The sequence below is a fragment of the Halomonas shantousis genome, from assembly GCF_054654615.1.
Genome location: NZ_BAAIER010000002.1, coordinates 1925928 through 1950980, shown reverse-complemented (window position 1 = coordinate 1950980; position 25053 = coordinate 1925928). Strand labels below are relative to the sequence as shown.

Sequence of the window (25053 nt, the reverse complement as noted above, 5' to 3'; positions counted from 1 at the left end):
TCCTTTTTTCACCGACAATAGAAGATGATTGGTTACCTGTACTCTCTTCCTGCATTCTCAATGTAGTCAAACGATGAGCCACGACAACCCTGATCTCAGGTCCGCTTCGCTCAGCGATACGCAAATCAAACGTTGCGGCGCGGATAGAGCCGGCATTGCAGGTGTTGTTGCGTAACGAAGCGCGATCCATGCCTGGTACCGTACCGCTAACATCGATATTTTGAACTATATATGTTTCGAGCTATACAAGTAGCCTCGATATGTTAAAGGAGTTTCAGGATGGTAAGGACAGCCCGCGTTGAACCCATTACCGAGCATCATGGGGATAGCCAATTTATTAGCGGCTGGAAAGTCGTAGACGCTAGTGACGATAATCAAGGAGCTGAAATATCTCGACACGATACCGAGCCTGAGGCGATAAAAGCAGCCCGCGATTACGAGGGTGACCCTGAATACACACTCTATGATCAGATAGGGGAAGGTGAGCTAGACCAAGCCTACATGGTGCGTCAAATAGATGTTCCTGGCAGCGATATGGCGACCCGGTTCGAGGTTTATCACGCCCATAGTGGCCAGAGCATGGGGACTTTCGAGACCGAAGAAGAGGCCAGAACCCTTGCCGATGAGAGGAATCAAGAAAATTCCTGAAAGGTTGAAGCTTCTCTTCAGCGGGTTACCTTTCGCTCAATCGAACCCAGATATCCTATAACGGAGTGTGGTCATGACAGTACAGGACGATAGATCCGATAGACCCATGGAACCTGGAGATGAGGCGAAACCGGGTACACCGGGGACAGGAGAGAACATATGCCGCCATTGTCAAGGTAGCGGCCGCATCGGGCAGCAGGAATGCCCGCAATGCGCTGGGACGGGATATGTCATTGAAGGCATCGGGGGCGGTTGAACCCGGCTTCCGGGCCGGCGGTTCCTTCTAATGTGCCGAATTCACTGGCTGATCCGTGCTCTGGGAGAAATCTAGCGTTATGCTCTGGTGTTTTCGTCCTCGAGACCCGGAGCAATCGTGATCAGAAAAGTCGGCCTACGCCTCACCCTCGATGATGAATGTTTCAATATCCCCTATGCTTCCGAGACACACGAGAATGGCGAAATACATCCGTATCGATCCTTGGTTAGTGTGCCGGAAGCTGTCGAAACGATTCCTGAAATCGAACACCAGCCTTTCCTCAAATCTCTTCTTTATCGAATACATTCACCGCAAGGTCTTTTCGAAACGGCACGTATCGAACGCTGGTATACCGAGCGTGGACATCACACCCTCCACATTGTCGCCCTCGGGTTCCTCTTTCGTGACAGGAAGCGGTTTGCCAGCTTTGAAGAGTGCATGATGGTTACGGGAAAGCTGTTGCAGGCCTGTCATAGCAGTGAAGCGTTCGAGAATGACGAAGACGCTGCGCAGCTCGAATTCCAAAGAGCCAGGCTCACCGATGAAAGGATCGATGGCTGGATAATGGATCTTTTCATCTATGGTCAGGGCAGCAATGCCAGATCAGCAGACAGGGATCTTAAACGCAAGGTACGGGTATTGGAGAAGGTTCTGGATGCGGGCCAGCTAGCATCTAGCATTCGATGATGTCAGCCGCTGTGCGCTTTTTGAACTCGATCGATGACAGGTAATGTGTCTTGCCCCGAGTCGATGATCGAAGCCAAGACAAGACACAAAACGCCGGGATGTCATGTATTGCATGCTGCGCTGGCGTAAGTCGCGCAGCCGCTTTTCCCGTCTGGCAGGCACCAGTCTCACTGCGCATGACAACGAATATGCAGAGGTGTACCTGTCTTGCTGCTATCAGAGCCTATCGGATAAGTCGACAATGTCGCCTCATCCTTATCATGCAGCCATTCGATGCCCAAGCCCTCGACGGGCCCCCGCGGAGAGGCATAACGCTCATCAATGGCCCCTTCGACCCGGTTCAGCTCGTAGACTTGACTGTCATAGGTCAGCTCGACGGCATCCTGGCCATTCTCCTGCATATAGCGAATGAGAAACTTGGCATCATCGTCACAGGTGACACGGAATGCCTTACCTTTCTGCGCGCCCTCTTCCACATCCTGCACGTCGGCTTGATCCTCAGGCGCCTCGACATTCGGTGGCGCATCATCGCTACATCCCAGCAGCAACAACAATGGCAAGCTGGCGAGAAGCAGTCCTGTTTTCATAGCTATGATTCACCTGTATCCATAGGTTGATGAGGCTCAAGCCAGCCTTACGATAATACATTTCGACCGTTACCGGTACAGGCCGCTCCCGCCGGAATAGCCTCGCCGGTCATGTTCTGATGCCAGTCAATCCTTGCCCCGCCCTGACAGCGCGAAAGACGCCCATCCAAGCATCATGACATCAGGCTTCCAACACCAATAAGTCAGACCCCACCGTATGCCGGATGCATCCTCATCGGCATACGGCTCCTGTAGCCATTACCCGTCTTCCAGACTGCGATACGAAAGGGCAGCCAGGTTCCCGTTTACTTTCTGACACCGCAGCCCTTGATCACGACCTGACACAAGAAGTCGGTAACGGATTGATAGTCGCTCTCCTCGAGCTCGGCACGGTTGGTAATTCCCAGTACCTGAGCCTCGAAATCCGCATAGTGCTGGGTCGCGGACCAGATCAGGAATATCAGCCATACCGGATCCACCGGATCCATCAATCCCTTCTGAGCCCATTGATCGAACACTTTCGCCCTCGCCCGCACCCATTCGCGCAGTTCCCCCTTGAGGTAGTCCTGTAGAAAGGGGGCGCCCTGGAGAATCTCTGCAGCGAACAGCCGCGAGCCCTGAGGATGCATTCTTGTCAGTTGCATCTTGGTGCGAATGAAGGTTTCCAGCACTTCCGCTGGGTTGTCATCCTCGCTGATGTCATCGAGCATCATGTTCCAGCGCGACATCATGCGCTCGAGCAGTGCGACATACAGTTTGCGCTTGCTGCCGATATAGTAGAGGACATTGGACTTGGGTAGACCCGCGGCTTCGGCAATGCTCTGCACACTGGCGCCACGATAGCCGTGGCAGGCGAAAACTCGCTCCGCCGCCTCGAAAATCAGGCTTTCGTTGCGGGCTCGTGCTCCACCTTCGGGCATGGTCATAGAAGTCATGGAACTCATCCACTCCTGAAGGGCCTCCGAGTCTGCCCAGAAAACGTGTCGCAAGCAACGTTGCCGGCGGATGGGGCCCTGCCACCTCGCCCACACTGGCCAGCCCCGCCAACCTGGCGCCAATGGCCTGACTCATGTCGCGGGCCTCATGGGTAATGGGCCGTTCTCATGCATCATGCCTCTCGGGTCCGCACGGGTGCCGTGTCCCGGCCCATACATTGCATGGCATTCCGCGATGTTTTTGACCATCTGAACAAGTCGGCAAATTCGGTAGCAACGAACTTGCCATCGTGCTTGATTTGGCCCAGGATTTTCATGGCTTGACCATTTGGTCAGAAAGCGGTGATGACCCAGGCCCGCTCCTGGCGGCCCAACGCCTGACGTTTACCGGGCGTGTCGCCTCCCGGGAATCAGGCAATACAACGACAAACTGAACAATATTCACCACTGGCGGAACCGTGATGATCGACTTTTATCTCAATGGACAATGTCGAACCTGCGCCGATGTTGCACCAGACATGAGCGTACTCGAGCTCCTGCGCACCATGCTCGACCACACCGGCACCAAGGAAGGCTGCGCCTCGGGCGATTGCGGCGCGTGTACCGTTGCCATCGGCGAACCCGATGAAACGGGAGAACTGCACTACCACAGCGCCAACGCTTGCATCACCCCGGCGCACCAGCTCCAGGGCTGTCATCTGGTAACGGTTGAAGGTCTGTCACGCGGTGACGCCTTACACCCGGCTCAGGCCGCCATTGTCGATTGTCATGCCAGTCAATGCGGTTTCTGCACGCCTGGTATCGTCATGTCGTTGTTCACCCTGCACGAACAGCAACGCCGAATTCCCGCTCCGCTGAGCCAGCAACGCCTCGAGGCAGCGCTCGGCGGCAATCTATGTCGGTGTACCGGCTATCGTCCGATCCGTGATGCCGCCCTGAGCATGAGCGAGGCGGTCGACACCCGTCCGATCTGGGCAGACGATCCCGATCTGGCCAGAAATATCGCCGCCCTGCGCCAGGCTGCAGCACAGGAACCACCTAGCGAAACCTCCTCGGATCTTGGCCACTTCGTCGCCCCACGGACGCTCGACCAGTTGCGCGAGATAAAGCGTAAACGCCCCGAAGCCCGCCTGGTGGCCGGTGCCACCGATCTATGGCTAGAAACCACACAACAGCTGAACCCGCTCACCGAGCTGATCGATGTGCGCCGGGTCGCCGAGCTGAACGACCTGGAGGAGACGCCTGACGGCTGGTGGATCGGTGCCGCCGTCACCTACAGCCGCCTTGAGCCCCTGCTGGCCGCGCATTACCCTGCCTTCGCCCGTTTATTGCAACGTCTGGGTTCGGCCCAAGTGCGCAATCGTGGCACGCTGGGCGGCAACATCGCCAATGCCTCGCCCATCGGTGATACCCCGCCGGTACTGTTGACACTAAAAGCCCGGCTGGCATTGGCGGGGCCGGACGGCTCGCGGGAGCTGCCCCTCGAGGACTTTTTCCTCGGCTACAAGAAGACCGCGCTCGCAGAAGGTGAATTCATCCGCGCCATCTTTCTCCCTCGTTCGGCGCAGAACCAACAGCTCGAAGTCTGGAAGCTATCCAAGCGCCGCGAGGATGATATTTCCACTCTGCTCGGCGCCTTTGGCTGGTGCCTAGAAAACAACGTTCTGCGAGACGTGCGCCTGGCGTTCGGTGGCATGGCCGCGATTCCGCGCCGCGCCACTCGGGCCGAAGCCGTTCTGGAAGGGCAAGAGCCGACACCCGAAACCTTCGCAGCCGCCAAGGCAGCCCTGCGTGGCGAATTCCAGCCGCTCTCCGATGTGCGCGGCTCCAGCGAGTATCGCCTGACCGCCGCCGCCAACCTGCTCGAGCGCCTGTACCTGACCCTGACCAGTTCCGACAACGACAATAGGGAGATCAGCCTCGATGCGCACACTCACCAAGCTTCATAAGAAAACCTGCCACCCCACCACCGGCGATGTGGCGCCGGAATCGACCGAAGCCAGGCGCGAGCTGGAGGGGCAGATCCGAGGCGATGGCCCGCTGGCACGTGACGTGGTCCACCCGCAGGTTCATAGCCGGGCTCATGAGAGTGCCATCAAGCATGTCACCGGCCGCGCCGCCTATATCGATGACCTCCCCGCGCCGTCCGGTGCGTTGCATGTCGCCGTCGGCTTGAGTCCTGTCGCCCATGGCCGGTTGACCCGTCTGGACCTGGAGAAGGTCAAGCGCGCCGCTGGCGTGGTGGATGTCGTGACCGTGGTCGACATTCCCGGGCATACCGATGTTGGCCCGGTATTTCCCGGTGATCCGCTGTTCGTCGACGACGAGATCCGCTACGTCGGTCAGCCACTGTTTGCCGTCGCCGCCAGCAGCCACAAGGCGGCACGCCTCGCGGTCAAGCAGGCGATCGTCGAGATCGACGCTCTGCCGGCCCGATTGGATCCGGTGGCCGCCGTCGAGGCCGAAGAGTTCGTCCGCCCCACCCACGTTCAGCAGAGCGGCGATTGGGAGCAGGTTCTGGACACGGCGCCCCACGTGCTGGAGAGCGAACAGTGCGTCGGCGGCCAGGAGCATTTCTATCTGGAAGGCCAGGCCTGCCTGGCGCTGCCCAGCGAAGACGAAGGCGTCGTCGTGCATACCTCAAGCCAGCACCCCAGCGAGGTGCAGAAGCTGATCGCCGAAGTGCTCGACATCCCTTTCCACGCCGTGACCGTCGAGGTCCGGCGCATGGGGGGCGGCTTCGGCGGCAAGGAGACTCAGGCCGCCCCCTGGGCCTGCATCGCCGCACTGATTGCCCGGCGTAGCGGACGAGCGGTACGCCTGCGCCTGCCGCGGTCCGAGGACATGCGCGCCACTGGCAAGCGCCACCCCTTCCATAATCGCTATCGGCTGGGGTTCGACGAGCAGGGTGTGCTGCTCGGTGGCGACATTACCGTCATCGGCGACTGCGGCCATTCGCCGGATCTCTCCGAAGCGGTCGTGGACCGCGCCATGTTCCATGCCGATAACGCCTACTCGCTGGGCGCGGCACGCGTCACCGGTCACCGGGCGCGTACGCATACCGCCTCCAACACCGCCTTCCGTGGATTCGGCGGGCCGCAGGGCATGATGATCATCGAACAGGCCATGGACGACATTGCCCGCCATGTCGGCGAGGATCCGCTGACAGTGCGCAAGCGCAATCTCTACCGGCCGGGACGAGACGTCACCCACTACGGTCAGCAGGTCGATCAATTGGCGTTGATGGTGGAAATGATCGAACAGCTCGAAGCGAGCAGCGAATACTGGGCGCGTCGCGAGGCGATCACCGCCTACAACGCCAGAAGCCCAGTGCTCAGGAAGGGTCTGGCACTGACGCCGGTGAAGTTCGGCATTTCCTTCACTGCCAAGCATCTCAATCAGGCCGGCGCCCTGCTGCATGTCTATACTGACGGCAGCGTGATGATCAACCATGGCGGCACCGAAATGGGCCAGGGGTTGCATACCAAGGTGTGCCAGGTCGTGGCTCGCGAGCTGGGGCTCGATCTCGATACCGTGCGTATCTCCGCCACGCGCACCGACAAGGTACCCAACACCTCGCCGACCGCCGCATCCAGCGGTGCCGACTTGAACGGCATGGCGGCACGCGACGCCGCGCGTCAGATACGCGAGCGGCTCTTCGACTTCGCCGCCGAACACTACCAGATCGACCGCGAAGCCATGCATCTACAGGCCGGCGAGCTGATTACCGGCAGTGGGGAGAGCGAGCGCCGTATCGCCTGGGGTGAGCTGGTGCAAGCGGCCTACCTGGGCCGCGTTTCGCTGTCCGCCACCGGCTTCTATTCCACCCCGCTGATCCACTACGACCGCGATACCGGCAAGGGCCGGCCCTTCTACTACTTCGCCTATGGCGCGGCGGTCGCCGAGGTCCTCGTCGACACCCTCACCGGCGAGTATCGGCTGACTCGAGCCGACATCCTCCACGACGTGGGCGACTCGCTCAATCCGGCCATCGACCTCGGCCAGGTGGAGGGCGGCTTCATCCAGGGCATGGGCTGGCTGACCAGCGAAGAGCTCAAGTGGAATGCCGAAGGCCGCCTGATCTCTGACGGTCCGGCGACCTACAAGATCCCCACCTTCGGCGACCTGCCTCCCGAGTTCAATGTCGAACTGCTTCAGGGCCATCCCAACTCCCAGGCCAGTATCTATCGCTCCAAGGCCGTGGGCGAACCGCCGTTCATGCTCGCCATTTCGGTGTGGGCGGCATTGCGCGATGCCCTCTCCAGCCTGAGCGACTATCGTCGCTGTCCGCGCCTCGATACCCCAGCTACGCCGGAGCGCGTATTGATGGCGGCCGAAGCCCTGCGTGCATCCCACCAGCGGGCCGAGGAAACCGCGCATGACCTGGTATGATGCCCTCGCGCGCTTACAGCGTGATGGCACGCCCCACGCCCTGGCCAGCGTGGTCGGGGCGGCAGGTTCTACACCTCGAGAGCCCGGCGCCAAGATGGTGATTACCGAAGACAGTATATTCGATACGCTGGGGGGCGGCACTTTCGAATATCAGGTGATCGAGAGTGCACGCCACGCACTGGCGACGCTGACGCGTGGTGAAGACGTCGCGACGCCCCAGCTCGAAGCCTTCCCCCTCGGCGGGCGCTCAGGACAGTGCTGCGGCGGTTATGTGCATGTGCTGATCGAACTCTTCGCCGGTGCCGAGATGACAGTCGCGGTATTCGGTGCCGGCCATGTGGGACAGGCCTTGGTCGGTCTGCTGGCACCGCTGCACTGGCGTGTCATGTGGTTCGACAGCCGCGAGGAGATATTTCCCGCCTGGGCCTGCGAACAGCCCCGGCTTACCTGCCATGCCCTGAGCGAGGCTCGCCGGACCATCGCAGCGCTACCCTCGCGGACCCATGCACTGGTCATGACCCATGATCACGCCCAGGATCGAGAATTGATCGATGCCCTGCTCATGCGCAACGACAGTGCCTCCATTGGCCTGATCGGCTCGGACAGCAAATGGGCCAGCTTCCGAAGTCGCCTGCGCGAGGCGGGCCATGGCGCGGCGGCTCTGGAGAAGGTACGCTGCCCGATCGGCATTCCCGGCGCCCCGGGCAAACGCCCTTACGAAATCGCCCTGGCAGTAACGGCCGAGCTGCTCACGCTCAAGGCAGCCACGCCCGGCGGCCCGGATCAGCGTGGGCTATCCTCTCAGGCGTTGCGCAACGTCTTCCCAAGCTCTCGGCAGCCATAAACATCCCCTTGCCCAGCACTTCAGGAGAAATCCGATTCATGACGGCTGATACCCGCGTATTGCGCGGCCCCCTGCTGACCTTTCTGGACGACCCCGGCGAAGGCGATGCACCTGCCGAGGGCAGTGTGCGTTACCTCGAGGATGGCGGCATATGGATCGTCGACGGCCATATCCGCGCCGTGGATGATTTCACCGCCTTGCAGTCGCGGTTGCCGGCGGGCATCGAGGTGGTGGATTACAGCGGCAAGCTGATGATGCCGGGCTTCATCGACAGCCATGTGCACTATGTGCAACTGGACATCATGGCTTCCTATGGGCGTCAACTTCTCGACTGGCTCAATGACTATACCTTCCCCGAGGAGTGCCGCTTCGCCGAACGTGCCCATGCCGAGAGTGTCGCCGAGGCGTTTCTCGATGAGCTGCTGCGAGTCGGCACGACGACCGCCCAGGTTTTCTGTACTTCGCACCCGATCTCGGTGGACACTTTCTTCGCCGCCTCCCGGCGTCGTGGACTGCGCATGCTCGCCGGCAAGGTACTGATGGACCGCCATGCCCCCGAGGCCCTGGTCGACACTGCCAAGGGCGGCGCACGCGACACCGAGCGCCTGATCAGTGACTGGCACGGCAAGGACCGCCTGGGGTACAGCCTGACACCGCGCTTCGCGCCCACTTCCACGCCGGCCCAGCTCGAGGCGACGGGGGCCATACTGCGCAATGCGCCGGATCTTCACCTGCAGACCCACCTCTCCGAGAATCTCGGCGAGATCGACTGGGTTGCCGAGCTGTATCCGGAGCGCAAGGACTATCTCGACGTCTACGAGCATTACGGCCTGGTAGGCCCCCGCAGCACCTTCGCCCATGGTATTCATCTCACCCAGGAGATGCGTCAGCGCTTGGCCCAGGCCGGCGCCAATATCGCCTTCTGCCCGACGTCCAACCTGTTTCTCGGCAGCGGCCTGTTCGATCGTCTGGCCTGCCGCGAAGCGGGACTCAGCACGTCGCTGGCCAGCGACGTGGGGGGTGGCACCGACCTGTCCGGCTTCGGCACCCTGCGGGGCGCCTATCAGGTCGGCGCGCTGCTCGGCCAACCGCTTACTGCCTGGCAAGGGTTTTACCGTCTGACTCTGGGCAACGCGCGCGCACTGCATCTGGATGCGCACATCGGCAGTCTGCGCGAGGGGATGGAAGCGGATATCGTAGTACTCGATCATGACGCCACGCCGCTGTCGTCACGGCGTATGGCACGCACCCAGACGCTGGCGGAACGCCTGTTCGCACTGATGATTTTGGGAGACGATCGTCAGGTTTTTGCCACCTGGGCGAATGGTCAACGTGTCCACCAGCGTCAGGAAGCGACAACCACGAACTGAGGCAATCCGAAAGCGACGAAGCAAGAATCCCGCTACAAGGCCGAAGCCAAGAAAGCGCCAAGAAACGAAAAACCCCGCCCGTCATGAACGGGCGGGGTCTGTCATCTGCTTGCGTCTTACTCCGCGAAGGGAACCGGCCGCGGCGTTTCCACACTGGAGGGAGGCAGTTGCGGTATGGCAAAGTCCGGCTGATCGCCCGTCAGGGTACGCAGGAACGCAGCGATCTTTTCGATATCCTCCTGCTCGAGCTGACGTCCCACCTGTAGAGTGGCCATGACATTCACCGCTTCTTCCAGTTTCCAGTAGGCACCGTCATGGAAGTACGGGTAGGTCAGTTCCACGTTGCGCAGGGTGGGCACCTTGAATGTCATACGGTCGGCATCCTTGCCGGTAACCTCGAAGCGCCCTTGGGACGGGTTGTTGGTGAGATATTCCTCAAACATTCCCATACGCTGAAACGATGTGCCTCCCACGGCCGGTCCATGGTGACAACCGGCACAGCCAATCTCCTTGAACAACTCGTAGCCGGCCAGTTCGGTATCGCTTATGGCACTGTCATCCCCTTTCAGCCACTGGTCGAAACGCGAGTTGGGCGTGACCAGCGTGTTCTCGAACTCGGCGATGGCGTCGGTCACCTCATCCATGCTGATCTCAACGGTGCCGTAGACATCACGAAACATCTCGCGATATTCGGGTATGGAACTCACGACATCGATGGCCAGACTGTGAGTGAAGGCCATCTCCTTGGGGTTGGCGATGGGTCCGGCGGCCTGCTCTTGCAGGTTCTTGGCACGGCCATCCCAGAACTGCGCCATGCTCAGACTGGAATTGAGCACCGTGGGTGAATTGATCGGCCCTTCCTGCCAATGATCGCCGATGGATGTCGGCAGATTGTCGCTACCGCCCATGCTCAGGTTGTGGCAGGAATTGCAGGAAATGGCCCCCGAACGCGACAGTCGTGGATCGAAGAATAGCTTCTTGCCAAGCTCCACCTTGAGCGGATTCTCGACGCTGGCGGGCTCCACGGGTTTGATCGGCTCATTGGCGATGCGATCCGCGATAGCCGGCGAGGTCGCCATGGATGCGGCCATCCCCATGGCGGTAACAAGTCCCCAGGCACGGTATTTCATTTTTTTCTCCCTTGCTGAATCAGACAGGCCCCTGCCCAGACAACCTATGCAACAGGTTGTCTTTTCACTCTGTTTTCATTATTGGGAAGCCCTCCTTGGCGCGACTTGATACCGATCAAGTTCGCCACCGCCAGCGTTGATGCAGATCAAGACCGCTGACGCCCGACGCCGTCGAGGCAGGCGATTCCGGCTGGACCTGTACGGGCCTATGCCGTCGGGAATGCGCCTGAGGGCGCCGATGCCGAGCGTGTCATCCGCAATATGGCCCGCTCGGGCCAGGATCCGATCTACACCCCTTCTTCGGTTACGTGAACCCGACCGCCAACGTGGTGCACTTTCGACTCGCCCATGTTTTCCATGGATTCTCGCCCCCTCAAGCTTTTCCCCGTCACGCCGATACCTTCAAGAGACAACTCTACCTATCGAGACAGGATAACCATCATGCCGGTCAGGACATGGATCGTTGCCATGAGCGCCGCAACATTGTTGAGTGGCTGCTTTTACGTCAACACCTCGCAGGTTCCCATGGCGACGACCTATCCCATCACGGAGCAGCAGAAGATGCAGGCCGCCCATCACTGGGATGTACTGGCCCAGCATGAGGCGCAGCAGATACTGACAAGGCCCAGCCTGCGTGACAGGCCTCTCTTCGTTGCCGGCAATACCCAGACGACGCCCTTTGCCAACGGCTTCGACGATCTGCTGATCAGTCGACTGGTGTCGAGCGGAGCCATCGTCCGTACCGATCCGCTGAATGCCGCCCAGGTTCACTACTCCGTCCAGGTGGTCAAGCACAAGGACCGGGGCTATATCCGCGAATCTCCCGGTACCTGGACGGCCTTGTCGACGGGCATCGCCGTGGCCACGCTCCCCATCAATCACTGGAACGAACCGGCTCTGGCCCTGATTCCCGCTGCCGGAATCGTCGACCTGTTCAGCGGCAACTGGACCGAATTGAGTCACGAGGAAGTGATCATCACCACGCAGGTCACCGACAATAACCGAATCCTGTATTCCTCCTCGAATATCTACTACATCAATGCCGGCGACGACGACCATTACGAATCCGGTACCAAGACCATCCCCGTCACGAACCGTTGGTAAATAGCCATGAACATGACTCGATTTCGCAACCCCATCATGGCCATGATCCTGACGGCATTCGTGGCGCTTGCGACAGGTTGCTCGACGACGACACACGCCCCGGCGAAACGGGACAGTGATGTGGATATTCTCGAGCAGGTCGAGAATGCCGCGACGGATCTCGTCACGCATACTCATGCACTGCAGCCCGACAGAACGGTTATCGCCGCCACGTTCGTCAATATCGACAATCTTCAGCAGTCCTCGACCCTGGGCAGAACGCTTTCAGAGATGTTTGCCTCGGCCTTGGTGCGCTCCGGAGTATCGGTCATCGAGGTCAAGATGCGCGACAGTCTGTTCATTCAGGAAGACACTGGCGAGCTCATGCTCTCTCGCGACATCCATCGATTGTCGGCCTCACACGATGCCCAGGCGATCCTGATCGGTACTTATGCCCAGGGAGATACCTATGCCTACGTCAATGCCAGAATCGTACGTGCCTCGGACAACATGATTCTGGGCGCCACCAACTTCACGCTACCCATGAATCGTAATGTGCGCTCCATGCTGCCGACGCCCTATTGATACGAACCGCGGGGCAGCGGGAAACCGGACACGCCGATAACAACCATAATGTCTTCGTCTGCAGGGATATATTCATGGCGTCTTCACCTATCGACACGATACCCGCCCATGCCACGACACGGGGCGACACGCTGACCGGGCAGCAACGACTGGACATGCTGCTCTCCCATCTCCCTTCGTCCGCGGCACCGGATGGTTTCTACGGGGCTCAAGGCATGCATGCCTCCTCGGCTACCCGGGGTGAACTCACCGAGGAAATCGAGCGGATCAACACCGCAATGCGTGCCTATGGCGTCGAATTCCAACTCGACGATTTCGACGGCCGGGTCATCACGCGCATCGTGGATCGCGCGAGCGGCGACCTGATTCGTCAGATTCCCTGCGAGGAAGTGTTGCGTATCGCCCAGGCCATGGAACAGCTTCAGGGACGCTTGATCACCTTGCGCGTATGACATCCGACCAAAGCGCAAGGGGGATCGATGCTCGTTCGGTTGACAGCCTCACGGCATTCGCTAATTTAAATCATTGAGAATGAAATCTGATTTCTCACAGCAGAAAGGTCAGGCCGGTCTGACCTTGCGATGCCCGACGACTGACAACAATCGACAACAATCAGGATGACGCCATGCCTTATGCCGACGTTAACGGACAACATCTTTATTACGAAGATACCGGCGGTCACGCTCCTGCCATCATCTTCTCGCATGGGCTATTGATGGATCACCGCATGTTCGAACCGCAAGTGAATGCGCTGTCTGGCAAGTACCGCTGCATCACCTGGGACGAACGCGGTCACGGCAATACTGCCAAGGAGAGTATCGAACCCTTCACCTATTACGACTCCGCCAATGACCTTGCGGCATTGCTCGAACATCTCGACATCGAAAAGGCCATTCTGGTGGGAATGTCGCAAGGCGGCTACCTCTCGCTACGCTGTGCCCTGACCCATCCCGAGCGGGTCCGTGCGCTGGTCCTGATCGACTCCCAGGCGCTGCCGGAAGCTCCCGAAACCCTGCCACGGCATCGTGCCCTGGTGGAGGAATGGTCGTCCCGGGGGCTGTCGGAGGAGAGTGCCGATACCATTGCCGACATCATCATCGGCCGGGACTGGCCCGGCGCCGAGGCCTGGAAGGACCGCTGGAAACAGAAGGCCGCACATGACATTGCCGCCTGCTTCACGACCCTGGACGAGCGCGACGACATCCAGCCAAGATTGGGCGAAATCAACGTCCCGGCGCTGGTCATCCACGGCACGGCGGACCAGGCCATCCCCACTCCACGCGCCCAGGCCATGGCGGACGCCCTTCCCCAGGCCCGGCTGGAGCTTATCGACGGGGCCCCGCACGCCGCCAACCTCACGCATTCCGAGCGGGTCAATACCGCGATTCAGGCCTTCCTCGCCACCCTGTAACGGCGAAGCCTGCCTCACCCGAGGCAGGCGCTTTCTTCCTTGCCTGGCAGCGCCTTGCCTGACCTCGCCCTTCAGGCCGCAGTGGCCAGGATCCGGCTTTCGATCAGCTCTCGCACCGCCTGGGCGTATTCGGTCACATCGAGCTGCTGGTCGCGATACTTGCGCCGCTTGATATACCAGTCCTGCAGCAGCGCCTTGATGAAGGAAGCGATGAGTCGAGTATCGACGGGTTGAAAGACGCCCGTCTCGATACCTTCGCGCAGTATCGCCTCGAAGATGTTCTCGATCTCGAGCTCCACGGCGATCGCCTTCTGCTTCTCCTCCTGAGGCAGGGATTTGGCCTCCATGTAGGAGAAATAGAACCAGGCCCGCATCAGCTCGCTCAGATAGAGGTGAGTGCGGATGGCGACGAACAGCTTTTCGCGTGGCGGCGTGACGTCCCGAGTGTACTTGAGCAGGGTGCGCCGGGTGAGGATGAAACCGTGATTCTGTATCAGTTGCAGCAGGTCGTCCTTGTTCTTGATATAGGAGTAGAGCCCGCCCATGCTCAAACCCGAGTCGTTGCACAGATCGCGCAACGTCATGGCCTGGAAACCTTTGGAGTTGGCCAGGCGCAACGTCGAGTCGATGATCCGGATCAGGTTCTTGACCGCGACCCTTTCCTTCTTGATGCGGATCAGATCGGAGTTCTGATGGAACAACTCACTACAGATCTCCGATTTCGACAGACTGATTTCATCTTTGAACGCTTCATAATCCGACTGCATGCAGGACACCAGGAAACAGACTGAGAAAGAACCTTCGGTTTAGATTCCGGCACCCGACCCAGGCGCTCGATACAGGCATAGCCAGACATGCCGCACCAAGCGGCCAAGCCTTCAAAGGCAGCACTTTCCCTGCTTCAGTACCGGAACAACAGCGTAACGGTCCAGTTCGGCGGCATGGCGGATGTCATTCTCCAAGCCTTGGGCGAGCATGATACCACCGGTCGAGGACTGCATGAGAACGTCCAGTGCGGATCCGCATTCATGAAGCACCAGGGCGGTTGGCCGCATCGCTCAGGTCAAAGCGCCCTTCGCTGCCGCGCGCCCTGAGTAAGGCCACGAGGTGCCCGGCGAATCGCCTCTCGGCACCAGCCACTAGAGAAACAGCAATCCCAGTGAAAAGATGATCCCGCTCCAGAAGAGTGCGATGACGGTATATCCCATGATGGAACGGACATGGAGCCCGGCGATCGCCAGGGCGGGAATGGTCCAGAACGGCTGGATCATGTTGGTCCATTGATCGCCAATCGCCACGCCCATGGCGACACGCGGCATGTCGGCGCCAAGCTCGGCGGCAGCCTGCGCCATGATCGGTCCCTGAACCGCCCATTGTCCGCCTCCGGAGGGCACGAACATGTTCATCAGCCCCCCGCTGATCATGCTCCAGAACGGCAACGTATCCGCCGTGGAGATGCCCACGAACCAGCGAGCGATCATCGCGGCCAGCCCCGAATCCGCCATCATCGCCATGATACCGGCGTAGAAAGGGTATTGCAGGAACACCGGACCCAGCGTCCTGCCGGCATTGGCAACCAGTTCCACGAAGTGGATGGGCGAACGCGACAGCAGGATGCCCAAGGTAAAGAAGACGAAATTGACGGTATTGAGGTTCAGTCCGCCACCATCGGACACAAAGTACTTGAGCAGGAACGCCAGGCTGATCGCCCCGACCATAAGATTGATGATACGGGCATGCTCCAGCCGCTTGGCCGGAGTATCGATGACGGGCGACACCTCCTCATGCGTGGCGGCGACCTCCTCCATGGCCAGCGGCACGCACTTCTCGTCACGCGGACGCAGCGCCATCATGACCACCGGCATGGTCAGCAACACCGCCAGCGCCATGATGATGTTCCAGTACGCGAAGATCGTTTCCGAGGCAGGGATCACGCCGATGCTCGACTCCAGAAAATGGCCCGGTGTGGCGATCAACAGGGCGACGGAGCTCGACAGTCCCATGTGCCAGATGACAAAGCCGGAATAAGCGGTCGCTACCAGCAACGGATAGTGAATGACGATGCCCTTGCGCTGGCACTGGATCGCCGTCTCCCGAGCGATGATCGCCCCCACGATCAGCCCCACTCCCCAGGAGAACAGCGACGCGATGCCTGACATCAACCCGACCATCAAATAGGCCGAAGATGGGGTCGTGACCATGTCGGAGAGTCTCTCCAGCAGTCTTTTCATGGGAGGCGTGTGGGCCAGGACATGGCCGGTGATCAAGGTCATGGCAATCTGGGCCGAAAAGGTCAGCAGCCCCCAGAACCCGTTGCCCCAGGAATCCACCGTGTCGGCCAGCGAGTAGTCGGTTACGGTGAAGGCCAGGACGAACGTCAGCAACGAAAGCAGACAGGCGAAAATGAAGGCATCCGGCATCCAGCGCTGGAAGAGATACGTGAAAGGCGCGGCAAGCTTGTTGAGCATGGTGTGACTCCGTTGTTGTGGATTGTTATGGAGGTGGGTCAGGGTTGTGAGACGTGTTACTGAATACGTTCGCGCAGGATGTTCTTGCGAATCTTGCCGGTGGCGGTCTTGGGCAGTTCGCCGATCACGACTTTCTTGGGCACCTTGAAGCGCGCCATGCGGCTGCGACAGAACTCGATGATCTCCTGTTCGCTGACATCCTCGTCGTCCGGCGTGACATGGATGAAGGCACAAGGCACCTCCCCCCACTTCTCGTCGGGGCAGGCGACCACGGCCGCCTCCATGACCCGCGGATGGGCGTAAAGCACCTCTTCGATCTCCAGGCTCGAGATGTTCTCTCCGCCCGAGATGATGATGTCCTTGGAGCGATCCTTGATCTCGACATAGCCGTCCGGGTGAGTCACCGCCAGATCGCCGGTGTGGAACCAGCCACCGCGGAAGGCCTCCTCGGTCTTGCGGAGGTTCTTGAAATAGCCTTTCATCACCGTGTTGCCGCGGATGACGATTTCACCGAGCGTGACACCATCCCAGGGTACCGGGCGGTCGTCCTCCACGCGCCACACCTGCATGTCGTCGATAGCGAAATTGGCCACGCCCTGTCGGGCCATCTTCTTGGCCAATTCGGCAACGGAGAGCTGCGCCCACTCTTCCTGATCGACGCAGAGCGCCGAAGGGCCGTAGGTCTCCGTCAGGCCGTAGAGGTGCGTGATTTCGAAGCCGATCTGACGGGCCTTGGCGATCACCGTATCCGGCGGCGCGGCACCGCCCAGGGCAAAGCGTACCGGGGAGGAAATCGTTTTGCCCATGTGGCTCAGGTCATTGAGCAGCATGTTCATGACGATGGGGGCTCCACACATGTGCGTGACCCGGTGGGCCTCGATGCGCCGATGAATCTCCTCGCAATCGACACCGCGCAGACAGACGTGCGTGCCCCCGATGGCGGTCACCGCCCAGGGAAACCCCCAGCCGTTGCAATGAAACATGGGCAGCGTCCAGAGATAGACGCTCTGCGCCGTCATGTCGAAGGCCATGGCATTGCTCATCGCGGCGAGGTAGGCGCCACGATGATGATAAACCACGCCCTTGGGATTTCCGGTCGTGCCTGAGGTGTAGTTGAGCGACAGCGAGGCCCATTCGTCTTCGATCGGCTGCCAGATGAAGTCCGGATCGCCCGCCTCGAGCAGCGCTTCATAATCGAGCCGCTCCGCGTCCCGGGTCGCGCCCCCGTCGCGCTCGATGGCAATCAGCCGCGGCGGTGAATCGAGCCCCGAGATTGCCTGCTCGACCAGGGCTTCGAAATCGGTATCGTAAAGCAGCGCCTTCGACTCGCCATGTTCGAGGATGAAACCGACCGTTGAGGCATCGAGCCGGGTATTGACGGCATTGAGCACGGCCCCGAGCATCGGGATCGAATAATGGCTTTCCAGCAACTCGCGGCCGTTGTGCGCCATCACCGACACTGTATCGCCCGGCCCGATGCCTTGCGCGGCAAGAGCGGAGGCCACCTGCCGGCAGCGTCGATAGAAGTCGTGATACGTCAGGGTCGTGTCGCCGTCGATGACCGCCGTCTTGTGCGGGAAGACATGCGCGGAGCGCTTGAGAAACGCCACCGGAGAGAGCGCCGAATAGTTGGCTTGTCGCTTGTCCAGTGCCGCGTTGTCTGCATCGCCTTGGCGTGCGTCGTTCATGTTGTCATTGGAGCGGGTCATGGGCGTCTCCGCAGTCAGCTGGTAAGACGTTTCGGATTGCTGATGGCAAGTTTGGCACGCGTCACGGCCAGCAGCAGGTCGCATAGTTCATCAGCACGATCGTCAAGGGCATGACGCCGGATGTCCTCGGCCAGGGTCGCTTCGGTCATGGCCCGGCCATCTCCCAAGCCGGCATTGTCATGGAAATTGCCGAGCTATCTCCGCCTCCTGTCGCGATGCCAAGGCGATCTCCCGTGCTGCGATCCCCATCACATCGGCGATCATCCATACGTCGTACTTGCGCTGCCCGGGCAGCAGCGACAGCGTCGGCCCCGGTGGCCTGGGCGATGAAGGTGGCAAAGGCTCGGGCGGTATCCTGATGATCCACCTCCTACCCCCAGGCCCAGAAATCCTGGCCTTCCTCGAGCAGGTTGCGTGAGAAGACCATCTTGTGCACCTCGGAGGCACCGTCAACCAGTCGGGCCTGACGGGCGTAACGATAGATCCACTCCAGGGGCGTATCCTTGGAGTAGCCGCGAGCCCCGCACAATTGAATGGCCGTATCCACCGCCTTGTGGAGCGTTTCCGAGACGGCGACCTTGGCCATGGACACCTCCTTGCGGGCGAAGTCGCCCTGGTCGAGCTTCCAGGCAGCGTGCATGGTCAGCAGACGGCCGACCTGGATTTCCATCGCCGCCTCGCCGAGCAGCCACTGCACGCCCTCGCGCTCGGCCAGCCGCTGGCCAAAAGACTCGCGCTCGGCGACATAATCGACAGCGATCTGCATGGAACGCTTGGCCAGCCCCAGCCAGCGCATGCAATGCGTCAGGCGTGCCGTGCCCAGACGTATCTGGGTCAGCTTCAGCCCATCGCCGATCTCCATCAGGCGGTTCTCGTCGGGAATCCTCAAACCGTCGAAACGCAGCTCGCAATGTCCACCGTGCTCCTCCGGCCCCATGATCGGAATGCGCCGCACGATTTCCCAACCCGGATCGTCGCGATGGAACATGAATGCCGTCAGCCCCTTGCGGGCATCCTCCGAAGTTCGCGCGATCAGGATGAAATGCTCGGCGACACCCGCCCCGGTAATGAAGTGCTTGTGTCCCGAGACGATCCAGTCGTTTCCCTCGCGCCGAGCCAGGGTCTGCATCATGGTGGGGTCCGAGCCGCAACCGGGAGGCGGCTCGGTCATGGCAAAGGCGGAGCGGACCCTTCCCTCGACGACAGGTTGCAGCCAACGGTCCTTCTGCGCCTCGCTGGCCACCTTGTTGAGCACGATCATGTTGCCGTCGTCAGGGGCCGCCGAGTTGAACACCACCGGCCCGAAGATCGAACGGTTCATCTCCTCGTAACAGGCCGCCATACCGACGATGGACAAGCCCTGCCCACCGCGCGCCTTGGGCATCTGCAGTGCCCACAAGCCTTCCTGCCTGGCCTTTTCGCGCAGCGATACCAGCTGCGACTCCTCGAGATTCTCGTGAACGTCGAAGGCCTCAGGGAGACGCTCCAACGGCAGCAGTTCGCGGTCGACGAAGGTCCTGATGCGCTGGCGATAGTCGTCGATTTCGGAAGAGAGGGTGAAATCCATGCGAAGCCCTTACAGAGAGGATTGGAGATGGCCGCCGTCGACGACGATGGCGCTGCCGGTCATGTAACGCGACGCGTCCGAGGCCAGCAGCAACAGGGCGCCGTCGAGATCCTCGCACTGCCCGAGGCGGCGCTGAGGAATGCGCTTGAGCATGGACTGGCCCTTGTCGGTGGCGAAGAATTCGCGGTTGAGATCGGTCTCGATATAACCCGGCGCCAGGGCGTTGACGCGAATCCCGTAGCGCGCCCACTCGAGCGCCAGACTGCGGGTCAACTGCTCGAGCCCTGCCTTGGAAGCCGCATAGGAGGCGATCGCTCCCGCCACTCGGTGAGCGAGAATCGAGCTGACGTTGACGATGCTTCCGGTTCGTTGCGCATCGATCAGCCGCCTGGCGACTTGATTGGCCACCAGCCAACATCCCTTGAGATTGATATCGAGGACCTGATCCCACTCCTCTTCGGAGGTGTCCAGCGACATCTTGTTGACCGCCACGCCGGCATTGCATATGGCAACATCGACCACGCCATAGCGCGACTGGGCATCATCGAGCCCTTCGCTGACACTGCCTGCGCTGGTGACGTCCATCGGCAGCGGGTGCGCTTCACCTCCCTTTGCACGGAGATTCTCGGCTAACGTTTCAAGCGGCTCGACACGACGCCCCGCCAGCAGCACGCGAGCGCCTGCCGCGCTCAGAGTCTGCGCGAAATGGGCGCCGAGCCCACCGGAAGCGCCGGTAATCAACGCCGTCTTGCCATTGAGGTTGAACATGTCCTGCATGACGTTCTCCTTGTTTTACTCAAAATTAGAGCGAGCGCTCGATTTTTACAATGCCGATGTCGGTCCTGCCGACTAGACATAGGTGGTAGGCGAACGAAAGGTAGGCGAACGAAAATCAGGATTGTCGGATACGCGGGTTATGAGCGGTTCATGACGCCGCTGGCCGCTGCCGGGCGCGAGAAGCCTCGGATCAACCAGCTCAGGTAGATACCTGCCATCAGCACGAGGCAACTGATCGCGAACACGACCTGGAATCCCCCGGTCCATTCGATCAGCGTCCCGGCCAGCGCCGGCCCCAGGAGCTGTCCGATGGCAAAGAACACGGTGACGTAGCTCACCGCCAGGGGCGCTTCGCGAGGCGCCACCTGCTCCGTGGAGGCGGCCAGCACGGAGGTGAAGAGCCCCGACGTCGCCCCGCCCAGCAACAGATAGTGCGCAACGAAGCTCGATGTCACCGGCCATGCCACCGGCATGGCCGTTGCCACCAGGACCAGGATCATCGCGACCAGCATGGCACTGCCCCGCCCCAGTCGGTCGGATAGCCAGCCCCAGGTGGGCGCGGCGACGATCGACAGAACGCCCATGGCGGATACCAGGCGCCCTGCCGTCTGCGTCGATACCCCCGCATCCAGGGCGTAACTGAACATGAACAGGGTCTGCACGATATAGGTCATGCCGATTACCCCATATGCCAGCCCGACCACGATGACCCGGCGGTTGCGGAACACACCCGCGCGATCGATCGGTTGCGCCTGGCTCGTCTCGGGTAGCGGCGGATTGCGCAGAAACGCGAGCACCGCGACCATCGCCAGTACCCCGGTGGCGGCAAATACGCACCACGTCATCCGCCAGCCTTCACTGCCAAACCTCTCGGTCAGATAGGGCACCAGGAAGCCGGCCAACAGCATGCCGATACCGACCCCGGAGGTCAGCAGTCCGATCACCGCGCCACGCCGCGCCGGGAACCAGGTGGCCAGCAGCGAGATCAGGGGCGTGTAGGCGAAGGCGGTGCCGAATCCCAGCAGCGCCATCAAGGCCAGCAGTACGAGATAGTTCGACGCCAGACTCAGCCCGACAAAACCGGTCGTGGCGAACAGCACGCCGAGCAGTATCGCAAGCTTGCCTCCTTTGCGAGCCGCGACGCTGCCCGCCACCATTACCAGACAGAGATAGGCCAGCGCGGTGACGGTGCCCAGGTTGCCCGCCTGCTGGTAGCTAAGCCCCAATCCTTCGCGCATGGGCGGCAGAATGAGTCCGTAGGCCAATCGTGCGAACACCAGCGTGACGACAATCACGAGAATGCCGGTGGCGATCATCAATCCTGCCGGGGGACGTTGGGGAGCGGTCATGGCGACATCCTGTCGTGGCGAATTCCATCACCGTCCGGCACGAGACGGTACGCAGCCGGCCAATGCCGACATCTTCATCGAGGGGAGCGAACCAGCGGCGGCCAGGGCCACCGCTGATAAATCGTACGGAGAGAAGAACTCAGGCGCGTTCGTAGAGCGCCGCGATGCCCTGCCCGCCACCGATGCACATGGAGACCACGGCGTAGCGTCCGCCGGTACGCTGCAGTTCGTGCAGTGCCTTGACGGTCAGGATCGCCCCGGTGGCGCCGATGGGGTGTCCCAGAGAGATGCCGCTGCCGTTGGGATTGACGCGCTGCGGATCGAGTTCGAGATCCTTGATCACGGCCAGCGCCTGGGCAGCAAAGGCCTCATTGATTTCCCAGACGTCCACGTCATGCTTGGACACGCCGGTTTTCGCCAAGAGCTGCTGGATTGCCGGGACCGGCCCGATGCCCATGTACTTCGGCTCCACCGCCGCCACCGTGCCACCGACCAGCCGCGCCATCGGACGGTAGCCTCGCGCCTCGGCTGCCTGGCGTTCCATCAGCACCACCGCCGCCGCACCATCGTTGAGAGAGGAAGCGTTACCCGCAGTCACCGTGCCGCCGTCCTTCTTGAACACCGGCTTCATCCCGGCCAGCTTTGCCACCTCGACGCCCTGCCGGGGACCTTCGTCGGTATCGAAGACCTCGACCCCCTTGCGGGTCTTGACCTCGATGGGCAGGATCTGGTCCTTGAACAGTCCCTGCTCGATGGCCTGCACTGCACGCTTGTGGCTTTCCGCGGCCAGCGCATCCTGCTCCTCACGGGAAATGCCCCACTTCTGCGCAACGTTCTCGGCAGTGATACCCATGTGGCACTTGTCGAACGGGTCGGTCAGCGCACCGACCATGGCATCGAGCATGACCCCATCGCCCATGCGCTGCCCCCAACGGCTCGTGGGTAGCCAGAATGGCGCTCGACTCATGGCATCGCCACCCCCGGCCACGGTACAGTCGTGCTCGCCCAGCTGAATGTAGGAAGCTGCGGTCAGGATCGCCTGCAGGCCACTGCCGCATAGGCGATTCAGCGTCAGCGCCGGCGTGGAAACCGGCAGTCCGGCATTGATCGAGGCGACCCGTGCCAGGTACATGTCGCGCGGCTCCGTATGGATGACGTTGCCGAACACGGTATGCCCCACATCGCCGGGATCGATACCCGCACGATTTACCGCCTCGCGAACCACTGCTGCAGCCGCATCGCCCAGGGAAACGTCTTTCAGGCCGCCGCCATAAGTGCCGATCGCCGTACGTACTCCGTTCACTACCACTACGTCACGCATGTGTCTTGCTCCACCATATCGCTGTTACCGGCAGTGTCCCGGCCGCGCCAGAAGTGCTTGTAGCTGCCGGAGAGAGACGGCACATCGCCGTTCCGTCAGCCTGACTGAAAATCCGCAATAATTGTCGACAATAATCCAAAAAATTCACTCTAGTCAGGCGCCACCGACCGGTCAATTCGCCATAAGTCGCTGCAAGGAGGAGAGGTGTACGGCGCGGGTTGCGTTAGGCCGAGCCGGCTACGGCCAGGGTGTCAGCCCATCACCGGGACGGCTCGCGCCTTGAAGGAAGGGGCTCGCCCTGCGCAGTCTCGGCGGGCATGGCGGCGGCTTGAGGTTCCGATTCAGGCGCATACCCTATGCGAAACCCGCCCCAATGCCGTCCATGGACATAGATGGGAACCGAGAGATCATGCATGACCTCGCCGGTATCGCGCTTGTACGTCTGGACCAGCAACGATTGCGTGTGCGCCCCGCAACGACTGCCGGTCGGATCGTCAAAGATGCGCTTGTTGCGGCTGAGTCTGAGATCGGTGGCGTAATCCCCCGTCGGCGGCTGGCTGACGTGGCGCTGATGGGTGGGAACGTAGCCGCGCCGATCGCAGGCAATGGCATAAGACGCCCCCAACGCATCCAGCAACGGTTCCTGGATATCCGGCAGGTGGCGGTCGCAGAAATCGTCATAGCCAGTATGGTACTGGGCGGGATGGGTGCCTTCGATTCGCTGATAACGATCCGCGAACAGTGCGGATTCGTCGAGCTCGCCCCGCTTGAGCGCCCGCTCGAAAAGCAGGCCGATATGATCGGCCGTGCGCCGGGCGACATGGAAGACACGCTGATGCTGACTCGGCAGGCGCTGCTGGGCCAATTCACCGTCGACGGCCTCGGCAGCGGACATCAGCGCACGTGACTGCTCGGCAAGATCGTGCATGTCCCGCGTGCCCTCGTCGATATGCCTTTCCAGCGCTTTCAGCGTACCGGCCACCTGGCCAACGTGGCCGTTGGTATCGCTCATGGCCCGGGCGATGCTGCCGATCTGACTCTCGACCTCATTGAAATCCTGGCCCAGCGAGGTCAGATGTGTGCCCACGGTCTCGACCTCCTGGGCACGCTCTCCCACACGCTGCATGAGATGTCCGATGGTGTCCACCACCTGCTGGCTGCTGGTGCCGATCTCGCCGACCAGCCCCTCTACCTGACGGGTCGCGTCACTGGTCCGCCCGGCAAGCTGACGGACTTCGCCGGCGACGACGGCAAAGCCACGGCCATGCTCCCCGGCACGGGCCGCTTCGATGGATGCGTTCAGCGACAGCAGGTTGGTCTGTACGGCAATGTTCTCGATCAAGCCGGTCACGTCCCGTATGCGTGCCGTCTTTTCACTCAACGTGCCCAACAGGGCCAGTGCTTCATGGGATCGTTGCGCCAGGGTGCGCATTTCCACGATCACCTGCTCGAGCGCTTCACGGCTGGTCTGGCTCGCTTCGTGCGACCGGCTGGCCAGTTCCGCCACGTGCAGGGTACTGGATGACACCTGGGTGACGGCCGTGGTGATCGAGGTCATGCTGGAGACGGCCTCGCGAATGACCGACTCCTGTACCTGCAGGCGCTGGTCCATGCGATCGGCATGGTGAGAGACTTCCGCCGAGGCAATCGCCGTGCGCCCTGCCCGTCTCACCAGACGATGCGCCATGCGCCGCAAGGACAGATAGTCGCGCAGGGCAGGCCCCAGGCCACGCCCGCCCAGACGTTCCAGCGTTTCCTCCGATGCGCCATACAGGCGTGCCAGCCGGCCTGCCCCCAGCAGCAACCCTGCCAGAAATCCGGGCAGTATCGCGGCATAAGGCGCCCAGGAAGCGTCATATGCGGCAAGCCCCACCGCGCCCCCGAGACAAGCGACGGAGGCCATCTCTCTCGTTCCCTGCATGGCTCGCACTCAC

At 61.1% G+C, this 25053-nt stretch carries 22 protein-coding genes; 10 read left to right on the top strand and 12 right to left on the bottom strand.

Features of this window, described 5'->3' with window-relative positions; translation table 11 throughout:
- Positions 1–279: 279 nt before the first annotated feature.
- Both ACYQ12_RS09360 and ACYQ12_RS09355 read left to right on the top strand, forming a co-directional pair.
- The gene (locus ACYQ12_RS09360; RefSeq protein WP_459870623.1) at positions 280–648 is read left to right on the top strand and encodes a hypothetical protein; all 369 of its coding nucleotides are present in this window, start codon (positions 280–282) and stop codon (positions 646–648) included.
- 373 nt (positions 649–1021) lie between these two features.
- The gene (locus ACYQ12_RS09355; protein ID WP_459870620.1) at positions 1022–1591 is read left to right on the top strand and encodes a hypothetical protein; all 570 of its coding nucleotides are present in this window, start codon (positions 1022–1024) and stop codon (positions 1589–1591) included.
- Between the two features lie 167 nt (positions 1592–1758).
- On the opposite strand, the gene ACYQ12_RS09350 is transcribed toward ACYQ12_RS09355, so the two are convergent.
- Together ACYQ12_RS09350 and ACYQ12_RS09345 are read right to left on the bottom strand one after the other, a co-directional pair.
- Positions 1759–2178, bottom strand: a complete 420-nt coding sequence (locus tag ACYQ12_RS09350; RefSeq protein ID WP_459870617.1) for an MliC family protein — start codon at positions 2176–2178, stop codon at positions 1759–1761.
- A gap of 305 nt (positions 2179–2483) precedes the next feature.
- The gene (locus tag ACYQ12_RS09345; RefSeq protein WP_459870614.1) at positions 2484–3113 is read right to left on the bottom strand and encodes a TetR/AcrR family transcriptional regulator; all 630 of its coding nucleotides are present in this window, start codon (positions 3111–3113) and stop codon (positions 2484–2486) included.
- Positions 3114–3574: 461 nt separating this feature from the next.
- Here ACYQ12_RS09345 and xdhA point away from each other — a divergent pair, with 461 nt between their 5' ends.
- The 4 genes from xdhA to guaD are packed head-to-tail and all read left to right on the top strand — an operon-like array spanning position 3575 to position 9719.
- Entirely contained in the window at positions 3575–5062 is a 1488-nt protein-coding gene (xdhA, locus tag ACYQ12_RS09340; protein ID WP_459870612.1) for a xanthine dehydrogenase small subunit, read from the top strand.
- Positions 5037–7505, top strand: a complete 2469-nt coding sequence (xdhB, locus tag ACYQ12_RS09335) for a xanthine dehydrogenase molybdopterin binding subunit (protein WP_459870609.1) — start codon at positions 5037–5039, stop codon at positions 7503–7505. The genes xdhA and xdhB overlap by 26 nt, the downstream gene beginning before the upstream one ends.
- Complete coding sequence (gene xdhC, locus ACYQ12_RS09330; protein ID WP_459870606.1) at positions 7492–8349, top strand: xanthine dehydrogenase accessory protein XdhC; 858 nt, start codon at positions 7492–7494, stop codon at positions 8347–8349. Before xdhB ends, xdhC begins: the two co-directional genes overlap by 14 nt.
- 38 nt (positions 8350–8387) lie before the next feature.
- A complete protein-coding gene (gene guaD / locus ACYQ12_RS09325; RefSeq protein ID WP_459870603.1) occupies positions 8388–9719 on the top strand; it encodes a guanine deaminase in 1332 nt (443 codons plus the stop codon).
- A gap of 116 nt (positions 9720–9835) precedes the next feature.
- Here guaD and ACYQ12_RS09320 read toward each other — a convergent pair whose 3' ends face one another.
- A complete protein-coding gene (locus tag ACYQ12_RS09320; RefSeq protein ID WP_459870601.1) occupies positions 9836–10849 on the bottom strand; it encodes a cytochrome-c peroxidase in 1014 nt (337 codons plus the stop codon).
- 441 nt (positions 10850–11290) lie between these two features.
- Here ACYQ12_RS09320 and ACYQ12_RS09315 point away from each other — a divergent pair, with 441 nt between their 5' ends.
- From ACYQ12_RS09315 to ACYQ12_RS09300, 4 genes are all read left to right on the top strand, one after another.
- Entirely contained in the window at positions 11291–11953 is a 663-nt protein-coding gene (locus ACYQ12_RS09315; RefSeq protein ID WP_459870598.1) for a hypothetical protein, read from the top strand.
- A gap of 6 nt (positions 11954–11959) precedes the next feature.
- Complete coding sequence (locus ACYQ12_RS09310; RefSeq protein ID WP_459870596.1) at positions 11960–12517, top strand: FlgO family outer membrane protein; 558 nt, start codon at positions 11960–11962, stop codon at positions 12515–12517.
- A 74-nt stretch (positions 12518–12591) separates the two neighbouring features.
- Positions 12592–12969, top strand: a complete 378-nt coding sequence (locus ACYQ12_RS09305; protein ID WP_459870593.1) for a flagellar protein FlaG — start codon at positions 12592–12594, stop codon at positions 12967–12969.
- Between the two features lie 173 nt (positions 12970–13142).
- Complete coding sequence (locus ACYQ12_RS09300) at positions 13143–13928, top strand: alpha/beta fold hydrolase (protein WP_459870591.1); 786 nt, start codon at positions 13143–13145, stop codon at positions 13926–13928.
- A 71-nt stretch (positions 13929–13999) separates the two neighbouring features.
- Here ACYQ12_RS09300 and ACYQ12_RS09295 read toward each other — a convergent pair whose 3' ends face one another.
- From ACYQ12_RS09295 to ACYQ12_RS09255, 9 genes are all read right to left on the bottom strand, one after another.
- Positions 14000–14695, bottom strand: coding sequence for a TetR/AcrR family transcriptional regulator (locus ACYQ12_RS09295; protein WP_459870588.1), 696 nt, complete (start codon positions 14693–14695; stop codon positions 14000–14002).
- 372 nt (positions 14696–15067) lie between these two features.
- Complete coding sequence (locus tag ACYQ12_RS09290; protein ID WP_459870585.1) at positions 15068–16396, bottom strand: short-chain fatty acid transporter; 1329 nt, start codon at positions 16394–16396, stop codon at positions 15068–15070.
- 56 nt (positions 16397–16452) lie between these two features.
- Positions 16453–18105 (bottom strand): AMP-binding protein, encoded by a 1653-nt coding sequence (locus tag ACYQ12_RS09285; protein ID WP_459870582.1) that lies wholly within the window; start codon positions 18103–18105, stop codon positions 16453–16455.
- 14 nt (positions 18106–18119) lie between these two features.
- The gene (locus ACYQ12_RS09280; protein WP_459870580.1) at positions 18120–18254 is read right to left on the bottom strand and encodes a DUF6285 domain-containing protein; all 135 of its coding nucleotides are present in this window, start codon (positions 18252–18254) and stop codon (positions 18120–18122) included.
- A gap of 221 nt (positions 18255–18475) precedes the next feature.
- Positions 18476–19672 (bottom strand): acyl-CoA dehydrogenase family protein, encoded by a 1197-nt coding sequence (locus ACYQ12_RS09275; RefSeq protein WP_459870578.1) that lies wholly within the window; start codon positions 19670–19672, stop codon positions 18476–18478.
- 9 nt (positions 19673–19681) lie between these two features.
- Entirely contained in the window at positions 19682–20449 is a 768-nt protein-coding gene (locus ACYQ12_RS09270) for an SDR family NAD(P)-dependent oxidoreductase (protein WP_459870576.1), read from the bottom strand.
- Positions 20450–20586: 137 nt separating this feature from the next.
- A complete protein-coding gene (locus ACYQ12_RS09265; RefSeq protein WP_459870574.1) occupies positions 20587–21798 on the bottom strand; it encodes an MFS transporter in 1212 nt (403 codons plus the stop codon).
- 139 nt (positions 21799–21937) lie between these two features.
- Positions 21938–23119, bottom strand: a complete 1182-nt coding sequence (gene bktB, locus ACYQ12_RS09260; protein ID WP_459870571.1) for a beta-ketothiolase BktB — start codon at positions 23117–23119, stop codon at positions 21938–21940.
- 259 nt (positions 23120–23378) lie between these two features.
- Positions 23379–25022: a methyl-accepting chemotaxis protein gene (locus ACYQ12_RS09255; RefSeq protein WP_459870568.1), complete on the bottom strand. Its 1644-nt coding sequence runs from the start codon at positions 25020–25022 to the stop codon at positions 23379–23381.
- Positions 25023–25053: the final 31 nt, after the last annotated feature.

Coding starts and splice junctions, on each gene's coding strand:
- ACYQ12_RS09295 (WP_459870588.1), bottom strand. CDS start 14,695: ATGCAGTCGGATTATGAAGCGTTCAAAGATGAAATCAGTCTGTCGAAA.
- ACYQ12_RS09315 (WP_459870598.1), top strand. CDS start 11,291: ATGCCGGTCAGGACATGGATCGTTGCCATGAGCGCCGCAACATTGTTG.
- ACYQ12_RS09320 (WP_459870601.1), bottom strand. CDS start 10,849: ATGAAATACCGTGCCTGGGGACTTGTTACCGCCATGGGGATGGCCGCA.
- ACYQ12_RS09280 (WP_459870580.1), bottom strand. CDS start 18,254: ATGACCGAAGCGACCCTGGCCGAGGACATCCGGCGTCATGCCCTTGAC.
- ACYQ12_RS09275 (WP_459870578.1), bottom strand. CDS start 19,672: ATGGATTTCACCCTCTCTTCCGAAATCGACGACTATCGCCAGCGCATC.
- bktB (WP_459870571.1), bottom strand. CDS start 23,119: ATGCGTGACGTAGTGGTAGTGAACGGAGTACGTACGGCGATCGGCACT.
- ACYQ12_RS09290 (WP_459870585.1), bottom strand. CDS start 16,396: ATGCTCAACAAGCTTGCCGCGCCTTTCACGTATCTCTTCCAGCGCTGG.
- ACYQ12_RS09360 (WP_459870623.1), top strand. CDS start 280: ATGGTAAGGACAGCCCGCGTTGAACCCATTACCGAGCATCATGGGGAT.
- ACYQ12_RS09270 (WP_459870576.1), bottom strand. CDS start 20,449: ATGCAGGACATGTTCAACCTCAATGGCAAGACGGCGTTGATTACCGGC.
- ACYQ12_RS09305 (WP_459870593.1), top strand. CDS start 12,592: ATGGCGTCTTCACCTATCGACACGATACCCGCCCATGCCACGACACGG.
- guaD (WP_459870603.1), top strand. CDS start 8,388: ATGACGGCTGATACCCGCGTATTGCGCGGCCCCCTGCTGACCTTTCTG.
- ACYQ12_RS09310 (WP_459870596.1), top strand. CDS start 11,960: ATGAACATGACTCGATTTCGCAACCCCATCATGGCCATGATCCTGACG.
- xdhB (WP_459870609.1), top strand. CDS start 5,037: ATGCGCACACTCACCAAGCTTCATAAGAAAACCTGCCACCCCACCACC.
- ACYQ12_RS09255 (WP_459870568.1), bottom strand. CDS start 25,022: ATGGCCTCCGTCGCTTGTCTCGGGGGCGCGGTGGGGCTTGCCGCATAT.
- ACYQ12_RS09345 (WP_459870614.1), bottom strand. CDS start 3,113: ATGACTTCTATGACCATGCCCGAAGGTGGAGCACGAGCCCGCAACGAA.
- ACYQ12_RS09285 (WP_459870582.1), bottom strand. CDS start 18,105: ATGACCCGCTCCAATGACAACATGAACGACGCACGCCAAGGCGATGCA.
- ACYQ12_RS09265 (WP_459870574.1), bottom strand. CDS start 21,798: ATGACCGCTCCCCAACGTCCCCCGGCAGGATTGATGATCGCCACCGGC.
- xdhC (WP_459870606.1), top strand. CDS start 7,492: ATGACCTGGTATGATGCCCTCGCGCGCTTACAGCGTGATGGCACGCCC.
- ACYQ12_RS09300 (WP_459870591.1), top strand. CDS start 13,143: ATGCCTTATGCCGACGTTAACGGACAACATCTTTATTACGAAGATACC.
- xdhA (WP_459870612.1), top strand. CDS start 3,575: ATGATCGACTTTTATCTCAATGGACAATGTCGAACCTGCGCCGATGTT.
- ACYQ12_RS09350 (WP_459870617.1), bottom strand. CDS start 2,178: ATGAAAACAGGACTGCTTCTCGCCAGCTTGCCATTGTTGTTGCTGCTG.